The sequence below is a fragment of the Streptomyces hazeniae genome (assembly GCF_031845485.1).
GTDB lineage: Bacteria > Actinomycetota > Actinomycetes > Streptomycetales > Streptomycetaceae > Streptomyces > Streptomyces hazeniae.
Genome location: NZ_JAVREQ010000001.1, coordinates 448,593 through 468,151, shown reverse-complemented (window position 1 = coordinate 468,151; position 19,559 = coordinate 448,593). Strand labels below are relative to the sequence as shown.

The following is a 19,559-nucleotide window of genomic DNA, read 5'->3' as shown; positions in this document are numbered from 1 at the left end:
GGGGCACAAACCGATTCGAGACCATTACATGTGCCGCCGTAGACTTGCGCCCGTGACTGACAACACCCAGCAGGGCCCCGCATCGCACGGGCCCGACGCCGCAGCCCCCGCAGATCTGCCGACCCAGTACGCGCCGGCCGAGGTAGAGGGGCAGCTGTACGAGCGCTGGGTGGAGCGCGGCTACTTCGAGGCGAGCGCCAAGAGCGACAAGCCCGCGTACACCATCGTCATCCCGCCGCCGAACGTCACCGGCTCCCTCCACCTCGGCCACGCCTTCCAGCACACGCTGATGGACGCCCTGACGCGCCGGAAGCGCATGCAGGGCTTCGAGTCGCTGTGGCTGCCGGGCATGGACCACGCCGGCATCGCCACCCAGAACAAGGTCGAGCAGCAGCTCGCCGACGAGGGCAAGTCGCGGCACGACCTCGGCCGGGAGGCGTTCGTCGAGCGCGTCTGGCAGTGGAAGGAGGAGTACGGCGGGAAGATCCTCGGCCAGATGCGGCGTCTCGGCGACGGCGTCGACTGGTCGCGTGAACGCTTCACCATGGACGAGGGCCTGTCGCGCGCCGTCCAGACCGTCTTCAAGCGGATGTACGACGACGGCCTGATCTACCAGGCCGAGCGCATCATCAACTGGTGCCCGCGCTGCCTCACCGCCATCTCCGACATCGAGGTCGACTACCAGGACGACGACGGCGAGCTGGTCTCGCTGCAGTACGGCGAGGGCGACGAGACCGTCGTCGTCGCGACGACGCGTGCCGAGACGATGCTCGGCGACACCGCGGTCGCGGTCCACCCCGACGACGAGCGGTACCGGCACCTGGTCGGCCGGCGCATCAAGCTGCCGCTGACCGGCCGCACGATCCCGGTCGTCGCCGACGAGCACGTCGACCCGGAGTTCGGCACCGGCGCCGTCAAGGTGACGCCCGCGCACGACCCGAACGACTTCGCCATCGGCCGTCGGCACGACCTGGAGTCGCTGACCGTCCTCGACGAGCGGGGCGTCATCACCGCGCACGGCCCGTTCGAGGGGCTGGACCGCTTCGAGGCGCGCTCGGCGATCGTCGCCGCGCTGCGCTCGCAGGGCCGCGTCGTGGCGGAGAAGCGCCCGTACGTCCACTCCGTCGGACACTGCTCGCGCTGCAAGACCACCATCGAGCCGCGGCTGTCGCTGCAGTGGTGGGTCAAGGTCGGTCCGCTGGCGCAGGCCGCGGGCGACGCCGTCCGCGACGGGCGGGTGACGATCCACCCCGCCGACATGTCGAGCCGGTACTTCGACTGGGTCGACCACATGCACGACTGGTGCATCTCGCGCCAGCTGTGGTGGGGCCACCGGATCCCCGTCTGGTACGGCCCGGACGGCGAGGTCCGCTGCGTCGGCCCGGACGAGGAGCCCCCGACGGGCGAGGGCTGGCGCCAGGACTCCGACGTGCTGGACACCTGGTTCTCCTCCGGCCTCTGGCCGTTCTCCACGCTCGGCTGGCCCGACCGCACCGAGGACCTGGAGAAGTTCTATCCGACCGACGTCCTGCTGACCGGCCACGACATCATCTTCTTCTGGGTCGCCCGGATGATGATGTTCGGCCTCTACGCGATGGACGGCACCCCTCCGTTCCACACCATCGCGCTCACCGGACTCGTCCGCGACGAGCACGGCAAGAAGATGTCCAAGTCCTTCGGCAACGTCGTCGACCCGCTGGACTGGATGGAGGCGTACGGCTCGGACGCGCTCCGCTTCACGCTGGCCTCCGGCGCCAACCCCGGTACGGACGTGCCGATCGGCGAGGACTGGGTCAAGGCGTCCCGGAACTTCGCCAACAAGATCTGGAACGCGACGCGCTTCGCGCTGATGAACGGCGCGACGGTCGAGGGCCCGCTGCCGGCTCCGGAGGAGATGACGGCCGAGGACCGCTGGATCCTCTCCCGCCTCAACCGGACGGTCGCCGAGGCCGACGCGTACTACGACGACTACCAGTTCGCGAAGCTCAGCGACGCGCTGCGGCACTTCGCGTGGGACGAGGTCTTCGACTGGTACGTCGAGCTGACCAAGACCACGTTCACGGCCGGGGGGCGCCCGGCCGAGGTCTCGCGCCGCGTGCTGGGCGAGGTCCTGGACGTGCTGCTGCGGGTGCTGCACCCGGTCGTCCCGTTCGTCACCGAGGCGCTGTGGACGACGCTCACCGGGCGCGAGTCCGTCGTCGTCGCCGAGTGGCCGCGCGATTCCGGTTTCCGTGACGAGGCGGCCGAGCGCGAGATCGCCACGCTCCAGCAGGTCATCACCGAGGTCCGGCGCTTCCGCGCCGACCAGGGACTCCAGCCGGGGCAGCGGGTGCCGGCCCGGCTCGACCTCGACGGCACGGCACTCGCCGCGCACGAGGACGCCATCCGGTCGCTGCTGCGGCTCCAGCCCGCGGGCGAGGACTTCTCCGCGACGGCGTCCCTGCCGGTCGCCGGCGCCACGGTCGCGCTCGACCTGTCCGACGCGATCGACTTCGAGGCGGAGCGGAAGCGGCTCACGAAGGACCTGGGGCTCGCGGAGAAGGAACTCAAGCAGTCCGACGCCAAGTTGGGCAACGAGGGGTTCCTCGCCAAGGCGCCGGACCACGTCGTGGAGAAGATCCGGGGGCGCAAGTCCGCCGCGGAGGCCGACATCGCCCGCATCCGCGGCCAGCTCGACCGCCTGCCCGGCTGACACCGGCTCGTCCCCCCCGGCCCGTCCGCTCCGTGCGGACGGGCCGGGGGCGTCAGTCAGGAGGGGGCGCGTCAGTCAGGAGGGGCGCGGCCAAGCCGTGAGGAGATGGTGTCCGGGCAGGCCCTCCAGCGGCACCGACGCGCCCGGTTCGAGGTCCGCCGCGGCGAACAGCGCGTCGTACTCGGCCCGTGTCCGCTCGCGGCCCGAGGTGAGCACCATCATCTCCACGTCGCTGAGCGCCATCAGCGCCGCCTCCTCCCGGCCGCCCGGCGCGTCCCCGTCCGGCAGCACCAGCGTCGGCACGAGCACGCGTCCCCCGCGTGCGGCCGCCGCGCGGCCGCACGTGCGCAGCAGCCGCACGCAGTCCGCGTCGGACCAGTTGTGCAGGATGTTCTTCAGCAGGTACGCGTCGCCGCCGTCCGGCACCGAGGCGAAGAAGTCGCCCTCGACCACCGCGCACCGGTCCTCGGCGACGCCCGCCGCCGCCAGCGTCCGCCGTGCGGCGGGCAGCGCGCCGGGCCGTTCGACCAGCGTGCCGCGCAGGCCGGGCCGGGCCCCCAGCAGGGCCGCGAGCAGCGTGCCGTCGCCGCCGCCGACGTCGACCACGTGCGCACCGGCCGCGACGTCGCAGGCCCGTACGATCGCCGGCACCTGCGCGGCCGTCACGCCCGTCATCGCGCCGTGGAACCGTCCCGCCAGCGCCTCGTCCTCCTCCAGCACGTCGAACAGCCCGGTGCCGTGGGCCGCTTCGAAGCCGGAGCGGCCGGTGCGGACGGCGTCCTCCAGCGCCCCGTAGGCGGCCCACACGGACCGGTCGCCGTACAGGTCGAGCAGCGCCCGCAGGGACGGCTCGTCGCGCAGCGCCGCGCCCAGTGCGGTGAGCGCGAAACGGTCGCCGGGATGCTCGGTCAGCACCCCGAGCCCGGCCGCGGCGCGCAGCAGCCGCAGCAGCGACGGGGCGTGCGTGCCGGTGGCCGCGGCCAACTTCTCCACGTGTTCGGCCTGTTCGCCGAGGGCGGCGGGTACGCCGAGCCGCGCCACCGTGCCGGCCACCTGGGAGAAGGCGAAGCCGTACACCAGTGACACCGTGGCGGCTCGCATCGCCGCCGCCTCTCCGGTCGCGTCCGTCATGCGCCGCCCTCCTGCCGTTCCGTCGCCGTCACCTTCGGTCACGGACACGAACGTACGCACACCGCGGGGGCGCGGACATCCTCAGATCTCAGGAGGCGACGGGCTGTCAATCCTCCGAACTCCCCGTTCCACCAGCCCTTTTCCGGTGACGATGCAGGATGGTGACGCTCCGCCGCCGGTGGTTTGCTCGTGGCAATCCCCGACGAAAGGAAGGGTCATGAAGCAGACCCTGGAATCCCCGCTGACGCGGGAGTCCCGGATCGCGAAGTGGGCGCACGAGAACGCCTCTTCGCACGACCAGCACTACATCGCCCCCACCGACCGTGTCGTGCCGGTGCTGTTCACGCCGCTCGTCGCGCTGACGGTCGCGGGAGCGGTGGGCTGCGCGCTCGGCCCGGCGACGTCCTTCGCGACGGCGTTCGGCTACCACGACCTGGAGGCGTCCCACCCCGACGGTATGGCGTCGACGCGCAAGCCCGTCAAGGCCCTGCTCGCCCAGCACCCGGGCATGGCCTGACCGACCGGCCCTCCGCCACAGGGCCGGTCGCCGGCGCCCGGCGGGTCCCCGGCGGCGCGTTCCACGCCCGCCGGACCCGCCGGGTCCCCGGCAGTCCGGGGCACCCACCAGCCGAAGGGAGCACGATCATGGGACGGCCCACCCCGTCACCCACCCCGCCGTTCGCCGCACAGGTCCGCGACACCGCCCGCGACCTGTGGGAGGGCCGGGGCGGACGGGACGAGATCGACGGCGTGCTGCGCATCCTGGAGGTCGGCACCGCGTTCGGGTCGACCATCGGCGCGCTCGAACAGCTCGCCTCCGCCCACACCCTGTCCGACGACGGCCTGTTCGGCTGGCCGGTGATGCGGCTGCGCTCCCCGCAGTGGTGGCGCCGCCTCGGCGACGAACGCCTGGACCGCGTCTTCGGCTACCCCGGCGTCACGGGGCTGGTGCAGGCGCGTGCCCTGTCCGGACTCGGCCTCGTGCTGCCCGGCCCCTCCCGCGCGCAGCGCGGCGCGCTGGCCGCGTCGATGTGCGCCACCGCGCACGGCCTGCACACCCGGATGGGCGGCTACGGCCTCGACGGCTCCGACCACCTCGCGTTCGTCAACTACTTCGTCGCCGCGGCGGAGAAGGCGTTCGGTCACGACCGGCGGGCCCGCGAGGCGCTGGTGTGGTTCCTGGCCGCGCAGGTGTGCGGCGCGTACTTCTCCGCAGGGGTCGCGAAGCTGGCCTCTCCGGTGTGGCGCGACGGTTCGGCGATCCCGGAGATCTTCCGCACCGCGACCTTCGGCGACTCCGGCTTCTACCGGGTCGTCCACGAACACCCGCTGCTCGCCAAGGCGGTGGCCTGGGGGACGATCGCCGGTGAACTGGCCTTCCCCCTGGTCCTGGTGGCTCCCCGGCCGGTGGCCCGCGGCATCCTCGCCTCCGGCGTCGCCTTCCACCTCGGCAACGCCCGCTTCATGGGCCTCAACCGGTTCATCTGGTCCTACTGCTCCACCTATCCCGCCCTCGCGCACGTCTCCCGCCACCTCGGGCCCCGGACCGCACGGCCCGCCACGCAGGCAGCCGACCGGACGTGGACCGCCGCGCCGGGCCGGGCCGCAGCCGGGCTGGTGCGCGCCGCGACCACACCCCGCGGCGCGGCGGTCGCCGCGGCCGGCCTGGGCGCCGCGGCGCTCGCCGGGGCCGCCGCCCGACGCGTCGCCAAGGCGCGGCGGGACCGGCTGACCGCCGCGCGGCCCGGTGAACTGGTCCGGGTGGGGGACCGGCGGGTCCACGCGCTGGCCAGGAGCAGCGCCGAGGAGCCGCGCTGCGAGGGGCCCACGGTCGTCTTCGAGAACGGGCTCGGTGCGCCGGCGACCCAGTGGGGCTGGGTGCTGCGCGGGCTGGGCCCGGACACCCCGTACCTGGCGTACGACCGGCCGGGCATCGGCTGGAGCAGTCCCGCACGGGGGCGCCAGGGTCCCGACGAGACGGCCGACGGCCTGCTGCGCCTGCTCCGCGCGCGCGGGCTGGAGCCGCCGTACGTGCTGGTCGGGCACTCGATCGGCGGCCTGCTGATCCGCTGCTTCGCCCTGCGGCACCCCGAACTCGTCGGCGGGCTGGTCTTCGTCGACGCCTCCCACCCGCAGCAGTTCGTCCGCTCGCCGAAGCAGCGCGAGGCGCTGCCGTGGATCAAGCAGCGGATGGCGACGACCCAGGCGCAGGCGGCGCTGGGTCTGCTCGGCCACTCCGGGCGCACCGAGCAGATGAACGGTCTCCCCGACGACCTGGCCCCGGCCACCAGGGAGGCCGTGTCCCGTCCCGGGCTGTGGCGGGCGGCGCGGCGCGAGCTGGCCGAGTCGCAGCGCAGCTGGTCGCCGGACGCGCTCCGGCTGGAGCCGTCGTCCCGGCCGGTGGCCGTGCTCACGGCGGGGGAGACCGTACGCAGCGACCCGATGCACACCGGGCTGCAGGAGGAGCTGGCGCTGCTGTCGAAGGTGTCCCGGCACGACGTCGCCGAGGACGCCGGGCACGAGACGCTGGTGCTCGACGAGCGGCACGCGGGCCACGTCGTCCGGGCCGTGGACTGGGTACGCGCCCGGGCCACCACGGCCGACGCCCCGCAGGACCCGTACCGGAACGACGAGGTGAGCCGTCCGTCATGACCACCCCCACCCCCGTGCCCCGCACCCCGTGGGCCGCGCTTCCGCGCACGGCCGCCCGCCAGGGGCTCTACGCGCTGCTGCTGTCCTGGGCGGGCCTGACCGTGGCCAAGCAGTTCCGGAAGACGCCGAAGTTCCTCACCCGCGTCGACCCGATCAACACGGCGATCCCGGTGACGACGTTCTTCGCGCCGAACCCGGGGAAGACCGACATCCACCTGCTGAAGCGCGACAAGCTGGCCGACGGCGGCGTCACCGCCTGGCAGGAGTATCCGCTCATCGAACGGCGGTCGCTGCGCCACATGCTGTGGCACCCCAGCCGGCGGGTGGAGAAGCTGCTGCCGGACGCCGTCTCGGAGCTGACCCAGGTGGCGCTGGACGAGCAGCGGATCGAGTACCTCCAGCTGACCATCCCCTACCTGTCGCTGCTGAACTTCGTCACCCACTCCTGCGAGCACCCCGAGGGGGCGCGGGAGGTGCAGTTCCTCATCGTGTCCTCGGCGGGCTTCGAGGAGAACGAGGAGCCGCGCACCCTGTTCGCCTCGGACTTCCATCCGCTCGCCTGACCGCACCGGACGGTCCCTGACCGCACCGGACGGCCGGCGCCCGGCACGGGTCTCCCTGCCGGGCGCCGGCACCGGAACCTCACTTCCGTCGCCGCTCAGGGGCGGCGGACCGGCGGTGCGATCAGGGACATCTCCAGGGCGGTGATCACCGCCGCGGTGCGGTTGCCGGCCTCCAGCTTCCGCAGGATGTTGCCGACGTGCGTGGACACCGTCGTCGGCGAGATGAAGAGCGTGCGCCCGATCTGCGCGTTGGACATCCCCGCCGACATCAGCGAGAGCACGCGTTCCTCGCGCTCGGTGAGCACCTTCGGGCTCGGCACCCGCGCGGTCAGCACGTCGGTCAGCCGCCCGTCGACCCGGCGCAGCAGCCGCGGCGAGACGAACAGCGCGCACGCGGCCGCAGCGTGGATGGCCGCGGCGGTGTCGAACACGGTGTCGTCGGGCAGCACGATCGCCGAGGCGCCGTTCGCCATCGCCGCCGCCACCTGCGTCCGGCTCCCGTCGCAGACCACGGCGAGCGGGCCGGGTTGCGTGGGGTCGGAGCGACCGGGCAGCAGCGTGCTGAGCGTCTCGGCCCGTTCCCCGGGCAGCCGGGCGACCCAGATGTCGACGCCGCACGCCTCGGGGTGGGCCAGTGCCTCCCCCGCGGTGGCACCGTTCAGCGTGATCTCGATGTGGAACCGGTCGAGCGCCAGTCCCAGCACGTGGGACAGGTGCTTGTTGTCGCTCGTTATCAAGCCCACGGACAGCACGGGTGGATCACCTCGCTGACTCCCGGCGTTCCTTCCGGCACCTTTCCTACCGCGCTACCCGGCGGTAGGAAGGGCCCGCCCCGGGCACGTTCGTGACCGCGTTGCGCCCGTTTCCGCCCGCCCCCGCCCACCCGCGGCGGTGCGCCGGGGTTCCTCCGTAGACTGGCGCACGTGAGCGAGCAGTCCCCAGCATCCGACGATCCGACCCCCGACGACCCCTTCGAGGAGATCGTCGGCGAAGAGACCGACCGCGACCCCGACCTGGCCGTGATCGAGGCCGGCAGCCGCACCCTCCGCGCCCAGGCGGGACCGCCCCAGCCGGACGTCGTGCCGGCGCGGCCGGAGGACCCGGAGACGGACCGCGCGCTGCGCGAGGTGGAGGAGGAGCTGGCCACCCGCTGGGGCGAGACCAAGCTCGACCCGTCCCGGACACGTATCGCCGCGCTGATGGACGTGCTCGGCGAACCGCAGCGCGCCTACCCCTCGATCCACATCACCGGCACCAACGGCAAGACCTCCACCGGGCGCATGATCGAGGCCCTGCTCGGTGCGTTCGACCTGCGGGCCGGCCGCTACAGCAGCCCCCACGTGCAGTCGATCACCGAGCGGATCAGCGTGGACGGCGCGCCGCTGTCCGCCGAACGCTTCGTGGAGACCTACCGGGACGTCGAGTCGTTCGTGGCGATGGTCGACGAACGCCAGCAGTACCGGCTGTCCTTCTTCGAGGTGCTCACCGCGATGGCCTACGCCGCCTTCGCCGACGCACCGGTGGACGTCGCGGTCGTCGAGGTCGGCATGGGCGGCACCTGGGACGCCACCAACGTCATCGACGCCGACGTCGCCGTGATCACTCCCATCTCCCTCGACCACACCGACCGGCTCGGCGACACTCCGGAGAAGATCGCCGTCGAGAAGTCCGGCATCGTCAAGACCGACGCCCGCGTCGTCCTCGCCCAGCAGCCGGTGGAGGCCGCGTCCGTGGTGCTGCGCCGCGCGGTGGAGGTCGACGCGACCGTCGCCCGCGAGGGGATGGAGTTCGGCGTGGTCTCCCGCGAGGTCGCCGTCGGCGGGCAGCTCATCACGCTGCGCGGACTCGGCGGGGAGTACCCGGACCTGTTCCTGCCGATGCACGGCGCCCACATGGCGCACAACGCCTCCGTCGCCCTCGCGGCCGTCGAGGCGTTCCTCGGCGTCGGCACCGAGCACGCCCGCGAGCTGGACGTGGACACCGTCCGCCAGGGCTTCGCGTCCGTCGCCACCCCCGGCCGGCTGGAGCTCGTGCGGTCCTCCCCGTCCGTGCTCCTGGACGCCGCGCACAACCCGGCCGGCGCACAGGCCGCGGCCGCCGCGATCGGCGAGGCGTTCGGCTTCAGCCGGCTCGTCGGCGTCGTCGGGTGCAGCGCCGAGAAGGACGTGCGCGGACTGCTGGAGGCGTTCGAGCCGGTCTTCACCGAGGTCGTCGTCACCCGCAACGCCACCCACCGCGCCATGGACGTCGACGAACTGGCGGCCCTCGCGGTCGAGGTGTTCGGCGAGGAGCGGGTGCAGGTCGAGCCGCGCCTGGACGACGCGGTGGAGGCCGCCATCACCCTCGCGGAGGAGGAGGGCGAGTACGCCGGAGCGGGCGTGCTCGTCACCGGCTCCGTGTTCACCGTCGGCGAGGCCCGGCTGCTGCTGGGAAGGAACGGGTAGAGGCAGTGCGAACCCTGTGCGCGAGCACCCTGATCGGCGAGTTCTTCGTGATCGGCTTCGCCGGTCTGGTCGCGATGCAGCTCAGCGACGTCTCCACGACCGCCGTCTGGGCGGTGAGCGGCACCGGCATGCTGCTGTCCCTGCTGCTGTGCGGGATGCTGGGCCGGCCCGGCGGCGTCCAGCTCGGCTGGGCCCTCCAGATCGGCCTGATCGCGAGCGGCTTCGTGGTCCCCGCCATGTTCTTCCTCGGCGCCTGCTTCGCCGGTCTGTGGTGGGCCTCGGTGCATTTCGGGCGGAAGGTGGACGAGGCGAAGGCCACCCGCGCGGCGGCCGCCGAGGCGGAGACTGCCTGAGGGCCCGTCGAAGCGCCCGTGTAGCCTCTCACCACCCCTGACATCGCGCGTTCCACCGCTGTACCCCGAGGAGTCCGCACATGAGCCAGCGCACGCTCGTCCTGCTCAAGCCCGACGCCGTCCGCCGTGGCCTGATCGGCGAGATCGTCGGACGCATCGAGAGCAAGGCGGGATGGGCCATCACCGCGCTGGAGCTGCGCACCCTGGGCCGGCCTCTGCTGGAGCAGCACTACGGCGAGCACGCGGACAAGCCGTTCTACCCCCCGCTGATGGAGTTCATGACCTCCGGTCCGTCCGTGGTGATGGTCGTCGAGGGCGAGCGGGTGATCGAGGGCATGCGCGCGCTGGCCGGACCCACCGATCCGATCGCCGCCGCGCCCGGGTCCATTCGGGGGGATTTCGGCACGATCGTCCGGGAGAACCTGGTGCACGCCTCGGACTCGGAGGAGTCCGCGGAGCGGGAGCTCAAGCTGTTCTTCCCGGAAGCGGTCTGACCGCCTCGTCTCCTGACGCGGGGTCAGTGCACGGGACCCCGGTGACCTGGGGCGACCTGTTCCCTCAGGTCGCCCGCAGGCATATTGTGGGCTGTTCCGGGGAACGCTTCACTCGGACGCGACGTCACCAATACGGGGGACGAACGGCGTTCCGCCGACAATGGCGGAGGAGCCCTCGCTGCGGTTCCCGAGGTCCGCGTCTACGATGGAACCTCGCTCCTCTCGTGGCGGTTTCCGCAGCTCCCCCCTGCCGTCCCCCACCCATCGCTCCAGCTGGAAGGCCAGACGTATCCTATGGCGAACAACATGTCGTTCATCGGCCGTGACATGGCTGTCGACCTCGGGACCGCCAACACGCTGGTGTACGTCAGGGGTCGCGGGATCGTTCTCAACGAGCCGTCCGTGGTGGCCATCAACACCAACACCGGCGGCATCCTCGCGGTCGGCGCCGAAGCCAAGAAGATGATCGGCCGCACCCCGGGCAACATCGTCGCGGTCCGGCCCCTGAAGGACGGCGTCATCGCCGACTTCGAGATCACCGAGCGGATGCTCCGCTACTTCATCCTCAAGATCCACAAGCGGCGCTACCTGGCCCGCCCCCGGGTCGTCGTCTGCGTCCCCTCCGGCATCACCGGCGTCGAGCGCCGCGCCGTCATCGAGGCGTCCACGCAGGCAGGCGCCCGCCAGGTGCACATCATCGAGGAGCCGATGGCGGCTGCGATCGGCTCCGGCCTGCCCGTCCACGAAGCGACGGGCAACATGGTCGTCGACATCGGCGGCGGCACCACCGAGGTCGCCGTGATCTCCCTCGGCGGCATCGTCACCGCGCAGTCCATCCGGGTCGCCGGCGACGAGCTGGACAACGCGATCATCCAGCACATCAAGAAGGAGTACAGCCTCCTCCTCGGCGAGCGCACCGCCGAGAGCATCAAGATCACCATCGGTTCGGCCTACGCCATGGACAAGGACGAGCACACCGAGATCCGCGGCCGCGACCTGGTCAGCGGCCTCCCCAAGACCGTGGTGATCTCGGCCGCCGAGGTCCGCAAGGCCATCGAGGAGCCGGTCAACGCCATCGTCGACGCGGTCAAGACCACCCTCGACAAGTGCCCGCCGGAGCTGTCCGGCGACGTGATGGACCGAGGCATCGTTCTCACCGGTGGCGGCGCCCTCCTGCGCGGCCTCGACGAGCGGCTGCGGCACGAGACCGGCATGCCCATCCACATCGCCGAGGACCCGCTCGACTCGGTCGCGCTCGGCTCCGGCAAGTGCGTCGAGGAGTTCGAGGCCCTCCAGCAGGTCCTGGACTCCCAGCCGCGCCGCTGACCGGCACCGCCCGCACCACCCACAACTTCACCGCACCACCAGGCACCGACCCGCCACACCCGCCCGGTCCGACTGAGAAAGGCACGGCCGCCGCACGTGAGGGATTCCCGAGAAAGCCGGCTGCTGCTCGTCCTGCTGGTCGCCATCGCGTTCGCACTGATCACGGTGGACCTCCAGGGAGGCGGGCAGTCCCCGCTCGACGGCGCACGGCGCACCACCGCCTCCGCACTGGGACCGGTACAGGAAGGGGTGGCGACCGCCGTCGACCCGGTCGGCAACGCCATCGCCGCCGTCCGCGACTCGGGTGCACGCCACGACCGCATCAAGGCGCTCCAGCAGGAGAACATGGAGCTGCGCCGCGAACTCGGCTCCGACGACCGCAACCGCGCCCGCGCCAAGGAACTCGACGGCCTGCTGCGCACCGCCGGAGCCGGCGGCTACGGCATCAAGGCCGCCGAGGTCGTCGCCATCGGCGCCGCCCAGGGCTTCTCCTGGACCGTCACCATCGACGTCGGCAGCGAGGACGGCATCGCCCCCGACATGACCGTCATCAACGGCGACGGACTCGTCGGCCGCACCACCACCGTCGGCGCCTCCAGCTCCACCGTGCTGCTCGCCAACGACCCCGACTTCACCGTCGGCACCCGCATGGAGGGCAGCGCCGAACTCGGCTTCGCCTCCGGGCGCGGCGGAAACGCCATGACCGTGCAGCTCCTCGACGGCAAGGCCAGAGTCCAGAAGGGCGACCGCCTGGTCACCTTCGGCTCCCACAACGGCACCCCGTTCGTCCCCGGCGTCCCCGTCGGCGAGGTCACCGAGGTCGAGCGCCAGACCGGCGACCTCACCCGCACCCTGCGCATTCACCCGTTCGCCGAGTTCACCCAGCTCGACATCGTCGGCGTCGTCGTCGAACCGCCCCGCGAGGACCCGCGCGACAAGGTGCTGCGCCCCGACCCGCCCAAGAAGCCCAAGCCCACCCCCACGGTGACCGTCACCGCCACCCCCGGAGCGCCGGCCCCGGGCGAGGAAGGCGACGCGCAGACCGCGCCCGGCGAGTCCGCCGCCCCCGGCGGGCAGCCCGACCCCGGGGACACCCTCGCCCCGCAGGGCCAGGCGCAGCCCGCCGAACCCGTGGACCCCGCCCAGCCGGCCCCTGGAGCTGAGTGACCGTGATGCGCGCCAACCGGATCCTGCTGTCGACCGCACTCGTCGTCCTCGCCCTGATCATCCAGGTCAGCGTCCTCGCCCGGCTCCAGCTCCCGGGCGCCGTGCCGGACCTGCTGCTGCTCACCGTTCTCGGCCTCGCCATGGTCTACGGCCACGTCGGCGGCGCCCTCATCGGCTTCGGCGCCGGACTGCTCGCCGACCTGGCCCCGCCCGCCGACCACGCCGTCGGCCGCTACGCCCTGGTGCTCTGCGTCGTCGGCTACGCCGCCGGCCTCACCAAGCCCGACAACGGCCAGCACCGCTCCGCGTCGGTGCCGATGCTGGTCGTCGCCGGCGCCGCAGTCGGCTCCACCCTGCTCTACGCCGGTGTCGGCGCCCTGGTCGGCGACACCCCCGCGCTGCACGTCGGCATCACCGGCCTGCTGCTCACCGCGATCCTCTACGACCTGCTGCTCGCCCCCTTCACCGTCCCGCTCATCATGGCGCTGGCCCGCCGCACCGCGCGCGACCCGCTCGGCTCCGAGAGCTCCGCGGGCGGCGCCAAGGGCGGCGAGGGCGCCTACGGCTGGCTCGCCGCCGGCGCCAGCCTCCGCTCCGGCCTGCTCGCCGGACGCAGCGTCCGCAGTGTCCGCAGCAGCCGGCCCGCCTCCTTCGCCAGCAACTCCCGGCGCTCCCTGCTGGGCCGGTCCGCCCGCAACAAGGCCGCCACCATCAAGGGGGTCAAGCGGCTGTGAGCGCCGAGCCGGCACCAGACGACCACAGGGACCACAGGGACCACAGGGGAGCCGCATGAGCAACATCCCGGAAACCGGACGCACCCCCCGCGTCACCATCCGGCTGGTGGCGATCCAGATCCTGGTGTTCTCCCTGCTGCTCACCCTCGGCGGGCGGCTGTGGTACCTCCAGATCCGCAACGGCGAGGAGTACTCGGCCAAGGCCGCGGGAAACCACGTCCAGCAGGTCGTCAAGCCCGCCGTGCGCGGCTCCATCCTGGACGCCCGGGGCGTGCCGATCGCCGACAACGAGACCCGCCTGGTCGTCTCCGCCTCCCGCACCGCGCTGATGAAGATGGACGACGGCGGCGACGCCGTCCTCGGACGGCTGGCGAAGGTACTCGACATGCCCGCCGAGGACGTACGGCAGCGGGTGCGGCTGTGCAACGCCGAGACCCCCAAGCCCTGCTGGAACGGCTCGCCCTACCAGCCGATCCCCATCACCGACGAGGCGACCGCCCAGCAGGCGCTGACGATCCGCGAGCGCTCCGAGGACTTCCCCGGCATCCTCGCCGAGCCCAAGGCCGTACGCCGCTACCCCAGCCCGTACGGAGCCGACACCTCCCAGGTCCTCGGCTACCTCTCCCCGGTGACCGACGAGGAGATCAAGGAGGCCGAGAACTCCGACTCGCCGTTCCTCCCCTCCGACCAGATCGGCCGCTCCGGGCTGGAGCGCAGCTACAACAAGGCCCTGCGCGGCGACGCGGGCGTCACCGAGTACGAGGTCGACAAGCTCGGCCGGGTGATGGGACAGAAGCTCAGCGAGAAGGCCGAACCCGGGTCCACCCTCATCACCAGTGTCGACTCCCGCATCCAGGCCGTCGCCGAGCGCGAGCTTCTGGCGGCCATGAAGGAAGCCCGCAAGCAGCACGACCACAACACCGGCCGCAACTACGAGGCCGACGCCGGCGCCATGGTGGTCATGGAGTCCAAGACCGGCCGTGTCGTCGCCATGGCGTCCAACCCGCAGTACGACCCGAACGCCTGGGTCGGCGGCATCTCCGCCGACGACTACACGCGGCTCACCAGCAAGAAGTCCAACTACCCGCTGCTGAACCGCGCCATCCAGGGGCAGGCGGCGCCCGGCTCGATCTTCAAGGTCATCTCCTCCGCCGCCGCCGTCCGCGCCGGCTACGACTGGAACGGCAGCTACCCCTGCACCAGCTCCTACACCGTCGGCAACAACACCTTCAAGAACTACGAGTCCCAGAGCCACGGCAGCATCAACCTCGCCCGGGCGCTCGAGGTCTCCTGCGACACCGTCTTCTACCGCCTGTCGCACCAGGAGTGGAAGAAGGACGGCGGGATCGACCCGAAGAAGAAGACGGACGACTGGTTCTACCGCACCGCTCACGACTTCGGCCTCGGCGAGGAGACGGGCATCGACCTGCCCAACGAGGTCACCGGCCGCGTCCCCGACCGCCAGTGGAAGAAGGACTACTGGAAGGCCAACAAGGACTCCTGGTGCAAGACCGCCGAGAAGTGGCCCGAGAAGAAGAGCTACCAGATCACGCTGGCGCGTGAGGGCTGCCTCGAGGGTTTCAAGCTGCACGCCTACGACACGATCAACTACTCGATCGGACAGGGCGACACGCTCGTCACCCCGATCCAGATGGCGACCATCTACGCCGCCATCTCCAACGGCGGCACCCTCTACGACCCCACTCTCGGCAAGGCCGTCGTGAGCCCCGACGGCTCCCAGGTCGAGATGATCGAACCGAAGGCGCACGGCAAGCTGCCACTGAGCAAGAAGACGCTCAAGCAGATGGACGACGCCCTCGAAGGCGTGGCCACGCGCGGCACCGCCGCCTGGCGCTTCACCCAGGTCGGCTGGCCCCAGAAGAAGATCCCGATGCACGCCAAGACCGGTACCGCCGAGGTCTACGGAAAGCAGACCACCTCCTGGTTCGCCACCTACACCGAGGACTACACGATCGTGATGACGATCTCCCAGGGTGGTACAGGTTCCGGCGCCTCCGGCCCGGCCGTCCGCAACGTCTACGACGCCATCTACGGCGTCCAGGAGGACGGCTCGATCGACAAGAAGAAGGCGCTGCTACCCGACCCGCAGAAGTCCCTCCCCGAGATCAACGAGCACGGCCAGATCGCGTCCGGATTCTCCGAGGAGTTCGAGGCCCGGGAACAGAAGGCGGCGGCGAAGGCCGAGGGCGACCCGACGGACGACGGGGGCACCGAGTGAGCACCCGCTCCTACTCCCTCGACGGCTACGGGCCGCAGCAGAAGTCCGCGTGGCGCCGGGCCACCGCCCGCGACAGCCTCGTGCGGCGTCTGGACTGGCCCATGCTCGTGGCCGCCGTCGCGCTGTCCCTGCTGGGCTCCCTCCTCGTGTGGTCCGCCACCCGCACCCGGGACTCCCTCAACCACGGCGACCCGCAGCACTTCCTCTGGCGGCACCTGCTCAGCCTCCTCATCGGCCTCGCCCTGATGGCCGGTACCGTGTGGCTCGGCCACCGGCGCCTGCGCGGCGCGGTACCCGTGCTCTACGGCATCTCCGTCGTCCTCGCCCTGCTGGTCCTCACCCCGCTCGGCGCGACCATCAACGGCTCCCGCGCCTGGCTCGACTTCGGAGGCGGCCTCTCCCTTCAGCCCGCCGAGTTCATCAAGATCACCGTGATACTGGTCATGGCGATGCTGCTGGCCGCCCGCGTCGACGCGGGCGACCGGGAACACCCCGACCACCGCACCGTGCTCCAGGCCCTCGGCATGGCCGCGCTGCCCATCGTCGTGATCATGCTGATGCCCGACCTGGGCTCCACCATGGTCATCGTCGTCATCGTGCTCGGCGTGCTCCTGGCCTCCGGCGCCTCCAACCGCTGGGTCGTCGGCCTCGTCGTCACCGGGATCGGCGGCGCCGTCGCGGTCTGGATGCTCGGCCTGCTCGACGAGTACCAGATCAACCGGTTCGCCGCCTTCGCCAACCCCTCCCTCGACCCCCGCGGGGTCGGCTACAACACCAACCAGGCCCGTATCGCCATCGGCTCCGGCGGCCTGTGGGGCAAGGGCCTCTTCGACGGCACCCAGACCACCGGCCAGTTCGTGCCCGAGCAGCAGACCGACTTCATCTTCACCGTCGCGGGAGAGGAACTCGGCTTCGCCGGGGGCGCGGCCATCATCGCCCTCATGGGCGTGCTCCTCTGGCGCGCCTGCCGCATCGCCCGCAACACCACCGAGCTGTACGGCACCATCGTCGCCGCCGGCATCATCGCCTGGTTCGCCTTCCAGACCTTCGAGAACATCGGCATGACCCTCGGCATCATGCCCGTCGCCGGCCTGCCGCTGCCGTTCGTCTCCTACGGCGGCACCTCGATGTTCGCCGTCTGGATCGCCGTCGGCCTCCTCCAGTCGATCAAGGTGCAACGTCCGGTGTCCGCCTAGCGAGCCCACGGGCACCTCCCCTCCCCGGCACCGGTTGCCCGTGCCGGAGGACGGCCGGCTGGTCGCCGACGGCATGACGCTGCGCCGCCGCACCGGCGGCGACGACGAGGGCTGGCACCTCAAACTCCCGGTCGGGCGCCACTACGCGACGAGGTCCGCGCACCCCTCGCCGACGCCCCGCCGCGCGCCCTCACCAGGCCCGTCCGCTCCCGCGTGCGGACCGCGGCCCTGATGCCCGTGATGGAGCTGACCCCTCGGCGCCGCGTCCACCGGCTGGGCGACGCAGAAAGGACCGTACTCGCGGAGGTCGCACGGGCCCTGGTCACCGCGACCCGGTCCGGACATGGGAGAACGGCACCGCCACCTGGACCGAGAGCGAAGCCGAACGGCACGACGGCTCACCGCGCACGATGCCGGTGAGCCGTCCTTCACCCATGGGGTGCTGCACGCCCGGGAGAGCGGACTCGCCGCGACGTACGAGCAGCGGCTTCCGAAGCTGTGGCGCTCGGTGACCGAACGCGGACCCTCCTGGCCGTCCACGGGCGCGGAGGAGCGGTCCGCCGTTCGCGTTACGCTGAGGGGTCACCGCATCGAGTACGCCGCACCCTGCCCCGAGGACACCACCCATGCCAGTCGAGTCGGTCTTCCCGCGCCTGGAGGCCCTTCTCCCGCACGTCCAGAAGCCGATCCAGTACGTCGGCGGCGAGCTGAACTCCACCGTCAAGGACTGGGACGCCACCGACGTCCGCTGGGCGCTGATGTACCCCGACGCGTACGAGGTCGGCCTGCCCAACCAGGGCGTCATGATCCTCTACGAGGTGCTCAACGAGCGCGAGGGCGTCCTCGCCGAGCGCACCTACAGCGTGTGGCCGGACCTCGAGAAGCTCATGCGCGAGCACGACGTCCCGCAGTTCACCGTCGACGCGCACCGCCCCGTCGGCGCCTTCGACGTGCTCGGCGTCTCCTTCGCGACCGAGCTGGGCTACACCAACCTGCTCACGGCGCTGGAACTCTCCGATGTCCCGCTGGAGGCCGCCGACCGCACCGAGGACCACCCGATCGTCCTCGCGGGCGGGCACGCCGCCTTCAACCCCGAGCCCATCGCGGACTTCCTCGACTGCGCGGTCGTCGGCGACGGCGAACAGGCCGTGCTGGAGATCACCGAGATCATCCGCGCGTGGAAGAACGAGGGCCGCCCCGGCGGACGCGACGAGCTGCTGTTCCGGCTGGCCAAGACCGGGTCGGTGTACGTGCCGAAGTTCTACGACGTGGAGTACCTGGCCGACGGCCGCATCTCCCGCGTCGTCCCCAACCGCTCCGGCGTGCCGTGGCGCGTGTCCAAGCACACCGTGATGGACCTCGACGAGTGGCCGTACCCCAAGCAGCCACTGGTGCCGCTCGCCGAGACCGTGCACGAGCGCATGTCGGTGGAGATCTTCCGCGGCTGCACCCGCGGCTGCCGCTTCTGCCAGGCCGGCATGATCACCCGGCCCGTCCGCGAACGCTCCATCACCGGCATCGGCGACATGGTCGAGAAGGGGCTGAAGAGCACCGGCTTCGAGGAGGTCGGCCTGCTGTCGCTGTCCTCCGCCGACCACACCGAGATCGGCGACGTCGCCAAGGGCCTCGCCGACCGGTACGAAGAGGACAAGATCGGCCTCTCGCTGCCTTCCACCCGCGTCGACGCGTTCAACATCGACCTGGCCAACGAACTGACCCGGAACGGCCGCCGGTCCGGCCTCACGTTCGCCCCCGAGGGCGGCAGCGAGCGTATCCGCAAGGTCATCAACAAGATGGTCTCCGAGGAGGACCTGATCCGCACCGTCGCCACCGCGTACGGCAACGGCTGGCGTCAGGTGAAGCTGTACTTCATGTGCGGCCTCCCGACCGAGACCGACGACGACGTCCTCCAGATCGCCGACATGGCGACCAGCGTCATCGCCAAGGGCCGCGAGGTGTCCCGGTCGAACGACATCCGCTGCACCGTTTCCATCGGCGGCTTCGTGCCCAAGCCGCACACGCCCTTCCAGTGGGCGCCGCAGCTCTCCGCCGAGGAGACCGACGCCCGGCTCGGCAAGCTCCGCGACAAGATCCGCGGCGACAAGAAGTACGGCCGCTCCATCGGCTTCCGCTACCACGACGGCAAGCCCGGCATCGTCGAAGGCCTGCTCTCCCGGGGCGACCGGCGCCTCGGCTCCGTCATCCGCGAGGTCCACCGCCGCGGCGGCCGCTTCGACGGCTGGCGCGAGTACTTCAGCTACGACCTGTGGATGGACTCCGCCGCCGCGACGCTGCCGGAGTACGGCGTGGACGTCGACTGGTACACCACCCGCGAGCGCACCTACGAGGAGGTCCTGCCCTGGGACCACCTCGACTCCGGCCTCGACAAGGACTGGCTCTGGGAGGACTGGCAGGACGCCCTCGACGAGACCGAGGTCGAGGACTGCCGCTGGACCCCCTGCTTCGACTGTGGCGTGTGTCCTCAGCTGGACACCGAGATCCAGATCGGGCCCACCGGCAAGAAACTGCTGCCGCTGAGCGTCGTCGACAGGTAGGCCGGGCGACGGA

The 19,559-nt window shown here is 71.7% G+C and carries 16 protein-coding genes; 14 read left to right on the top strand and 2 right to left on the bottom strand.

Going from position 1 to position 19,559, the window contains the following annotated elements; genetic code table 11:
- Positions 1–52: 52 nt before the first annotated feature.
- Positions 53–2,692 carry a valine--tRNA ligase gene (locus RM572_RS02240; protein ID WP_311671545.1) on the top strand — a complete coding sequence of 880 codons (2,640 nt, stop codon included), beginning with the start codon at positions 53–55 and terminating at the stop codon, positions 2,690–2,692.
- A gap of 75 nt (positions 2,693–2,767) precedes the next feature.
- Here the strand turns inward: RM572_RS02240 and RM572_RS02235 are convergent, their stop codons facing one another.
- A complete protein-coding gene (locus RM572_RS02235) occupies positions 2,768–3,823 on the bottom strand; it encodes a methyltransferase (RefSeq protein ID WP_311671544.1) in 1,056 nt (351 codons plus the stop codon).
- Between the two features lie 217 nt (positions 3,824–4,040).
- On the opposite strand from RM572_RS02235, the gene RM572_RS02230 reads away from it, so the two are divergent.
- The 3 genes from RM572_RS02230 to RM572_RS02220 all read left to right on the top strand — a co-directional run bounded on the left by RM572_RS02230 (position 4,041) and on the right by RM572_RS02220 (position 7,038).
- Positions 4,041–4,340 carry a hypothetical protein gene (locus tag RM572_RS02230; RefSeq protein WP_311671543.1) on the top strand — a complete coding sequence of 100 codons (300 nt, stop codon included), beginning with the start codon at positions 4,041–4,043 and terminating at the stop codon, positions 4,338–4,340.
- 128 nt (positions 4,341–4,468) lie between these two features.
- A complete protein-coding gene (locus RM572_RS02225) occupies positions 4,469–6,475 on the top strand; it encodes an alpha/beta fold hydrolase (RefSeq protein ID WP_311671542.1) in 2,007 nt (668 codons plus the stop codon).
- Positions 6,472–7,038, top strand: coding sequence for a hypothetical protein (locus tag RM572_RS02220; protein ID WP_311671541.1), 567 nt, complete (start codon positions 6,472–6,474; stop codon positions 7,036–7,038). The genes RM572_RS02225 and RM572_RS02220 overlap by 4 nt, the downstream gene beginning before the upstream one ends.
- 95 nt (positions 7,039–7,133) lie before the next feature.
- On the opposite strand, the gene RM572_RS02215 is transcribed toward RM572_RS02220, so the two are convergent.
- Positions 7,134–7,790: a response regulator transcription factor gene (locus RM572_RS02215; RefSeq protein WP_311671540.1), complete on the bottom strand. Its 657-nt coding sequence runs from the start codon at positions 7,788–7,790 to the stop codon at positions 7,134–7,136.
- Between the two features lie 171 nt (positions 7,791–7,961).
- Between RM572_RS02215 and folC the strand changes: the two genes are divergently transcribed.
- The 10 genes from folC to RM572_RS02165 all read left to right on the top strand — a co-directional run bounded on the left by folC (position 7,962) and on the right by RM572_RS02165 (position 19,546).
- The gene (gene folC / locus RM572_RS02210) at positions 7,962–9,482 is read left to right on the top strand and encodes a bifunctional tetrahydrofolate synthase/dihydrofolate synthase (protein ID WP_311671539.1); all 1,521 of its coding nucleotides are present in this window, start codon (positions 7,962–7,964) and stop codon (positions 9,480–9,482) included.
- Positions 9,483–9,487: 5 nt separating this feature from the next.
- Positions 9,488–9,835 carry a DUF4233 domain-containing protein gene (locus tag RM572_RS02205; RefSeq protein ID WP_311671538.1) on the top strand — a complete coding sequence of 116 codons (348 nt, stop codon included), beginning with the start codon at positions 9,488–9,490 and terminating at the stop codon, positions 9,833–9,835.
- Positions 9,836–9,915: 80 nt separating this feature from the next.
- Positions 9,916–10,329, top strand: coding sequence for a nucleoside-diphosphate kinase (gene ndk, locus RM572_RS02200; protein ID WP_027763634.1), 414 nt, complete (start codon positions 9,916–9,918; stop codon positions 10,327–10,329).
- 306 nt (positions 10,330–10,635) lie between these two features.
- A complete protein-coding gene (locus RM572_RS02195) occupies positions 10,636–11,655 on the top strand; it encodes a rod shape-determining protein (RefSeq protein WP_027763633.1) in 1,020 nt (339 codons plus the stop codon).
- A 96-nt stretch (positions 11,656–11,751) separates the two neighbouring features.
- The gene (gene mreC / locus RM572_RS02190; RefSeq protein WP_311671537.1) at positions 11,752–12,822 is read left to right on the top strand and encodes a rod shape-determining protein MreC; all 1,071 of its coding nucleotides are present in this window, start codon (positions 11,752–11,754) and stop codon (positions 12,820–12,822) included.
- Positions 12,823–12,827: 5 nt separating this feature from the next.
- Positions 12,828–13,556, top strand: coding sequence for a rod shape-determining protein MreD (gene mreD / locus RM572_RS02185; RefSeq protein WP_311671817.1), 729 nt, complete (start codon positions 12,828–12,830; stop codon positions 13,554–13,556).
- Between the two features lie 55 nt (positions 13,557–13,611).
- Complete coding sequence (gene mrdA / locus RM572_RS02180) at positions 13,612–15,795, top strand: penicillin-binding protein 2 (protein WP_311671536.1); 2,184 nt, start codon at positions 13,612–13,614, stop codon at positions 15,793–15,795.
- Positions 15,792–16,991 carry a rod shape-determining protein RodA gene (gene rodA, locus RM572_RS02175; RefSeq protein WP_311671535.1) on the top strand — a complete coding sequence of 400 codons (1,200 nt, stop codon included), beginning with the start codon at positions 15,792–15,794 and terminating at the stop codon, positions 16,989–16,991. The genes mrdA and rodA overlap by 4 nt, the downstream gene beginning before the upstream one ends.
- Positions 16,992–17,031: 40 nt before the next feature.
- Positions 17,032–17,223 carry a hypothetical protein gene (locus tag RM572_RS02170; RefSeq protein WP_311671534.1) on the top strand — a complete coding sequence of 64 codons (192 nt, stop codon included), beginning with the start codon at positions 17,032–17,034 and terminating at the stop codon, positions 17,221–17,223.
- A gap of 394 nt (positions 17,224–17,617) precedes the next feature.
- Positions 17,618–19,546 carry a TIGR03960 family B12-binding radical SAM protein gene (locus tag RM572_RS02165; RefSeq protein WP_311671533.1) on the top strand — a complete coding sequence of 643 codons (1,929 nt, stop codon included), beginning with the start codon at positions 17,618–17,620 and terminating at the stop codon, positions 19,544–19,546.
- The last annotated feature ends 13 nt before the right edge of the window (positions 19,547–19,559 follow it).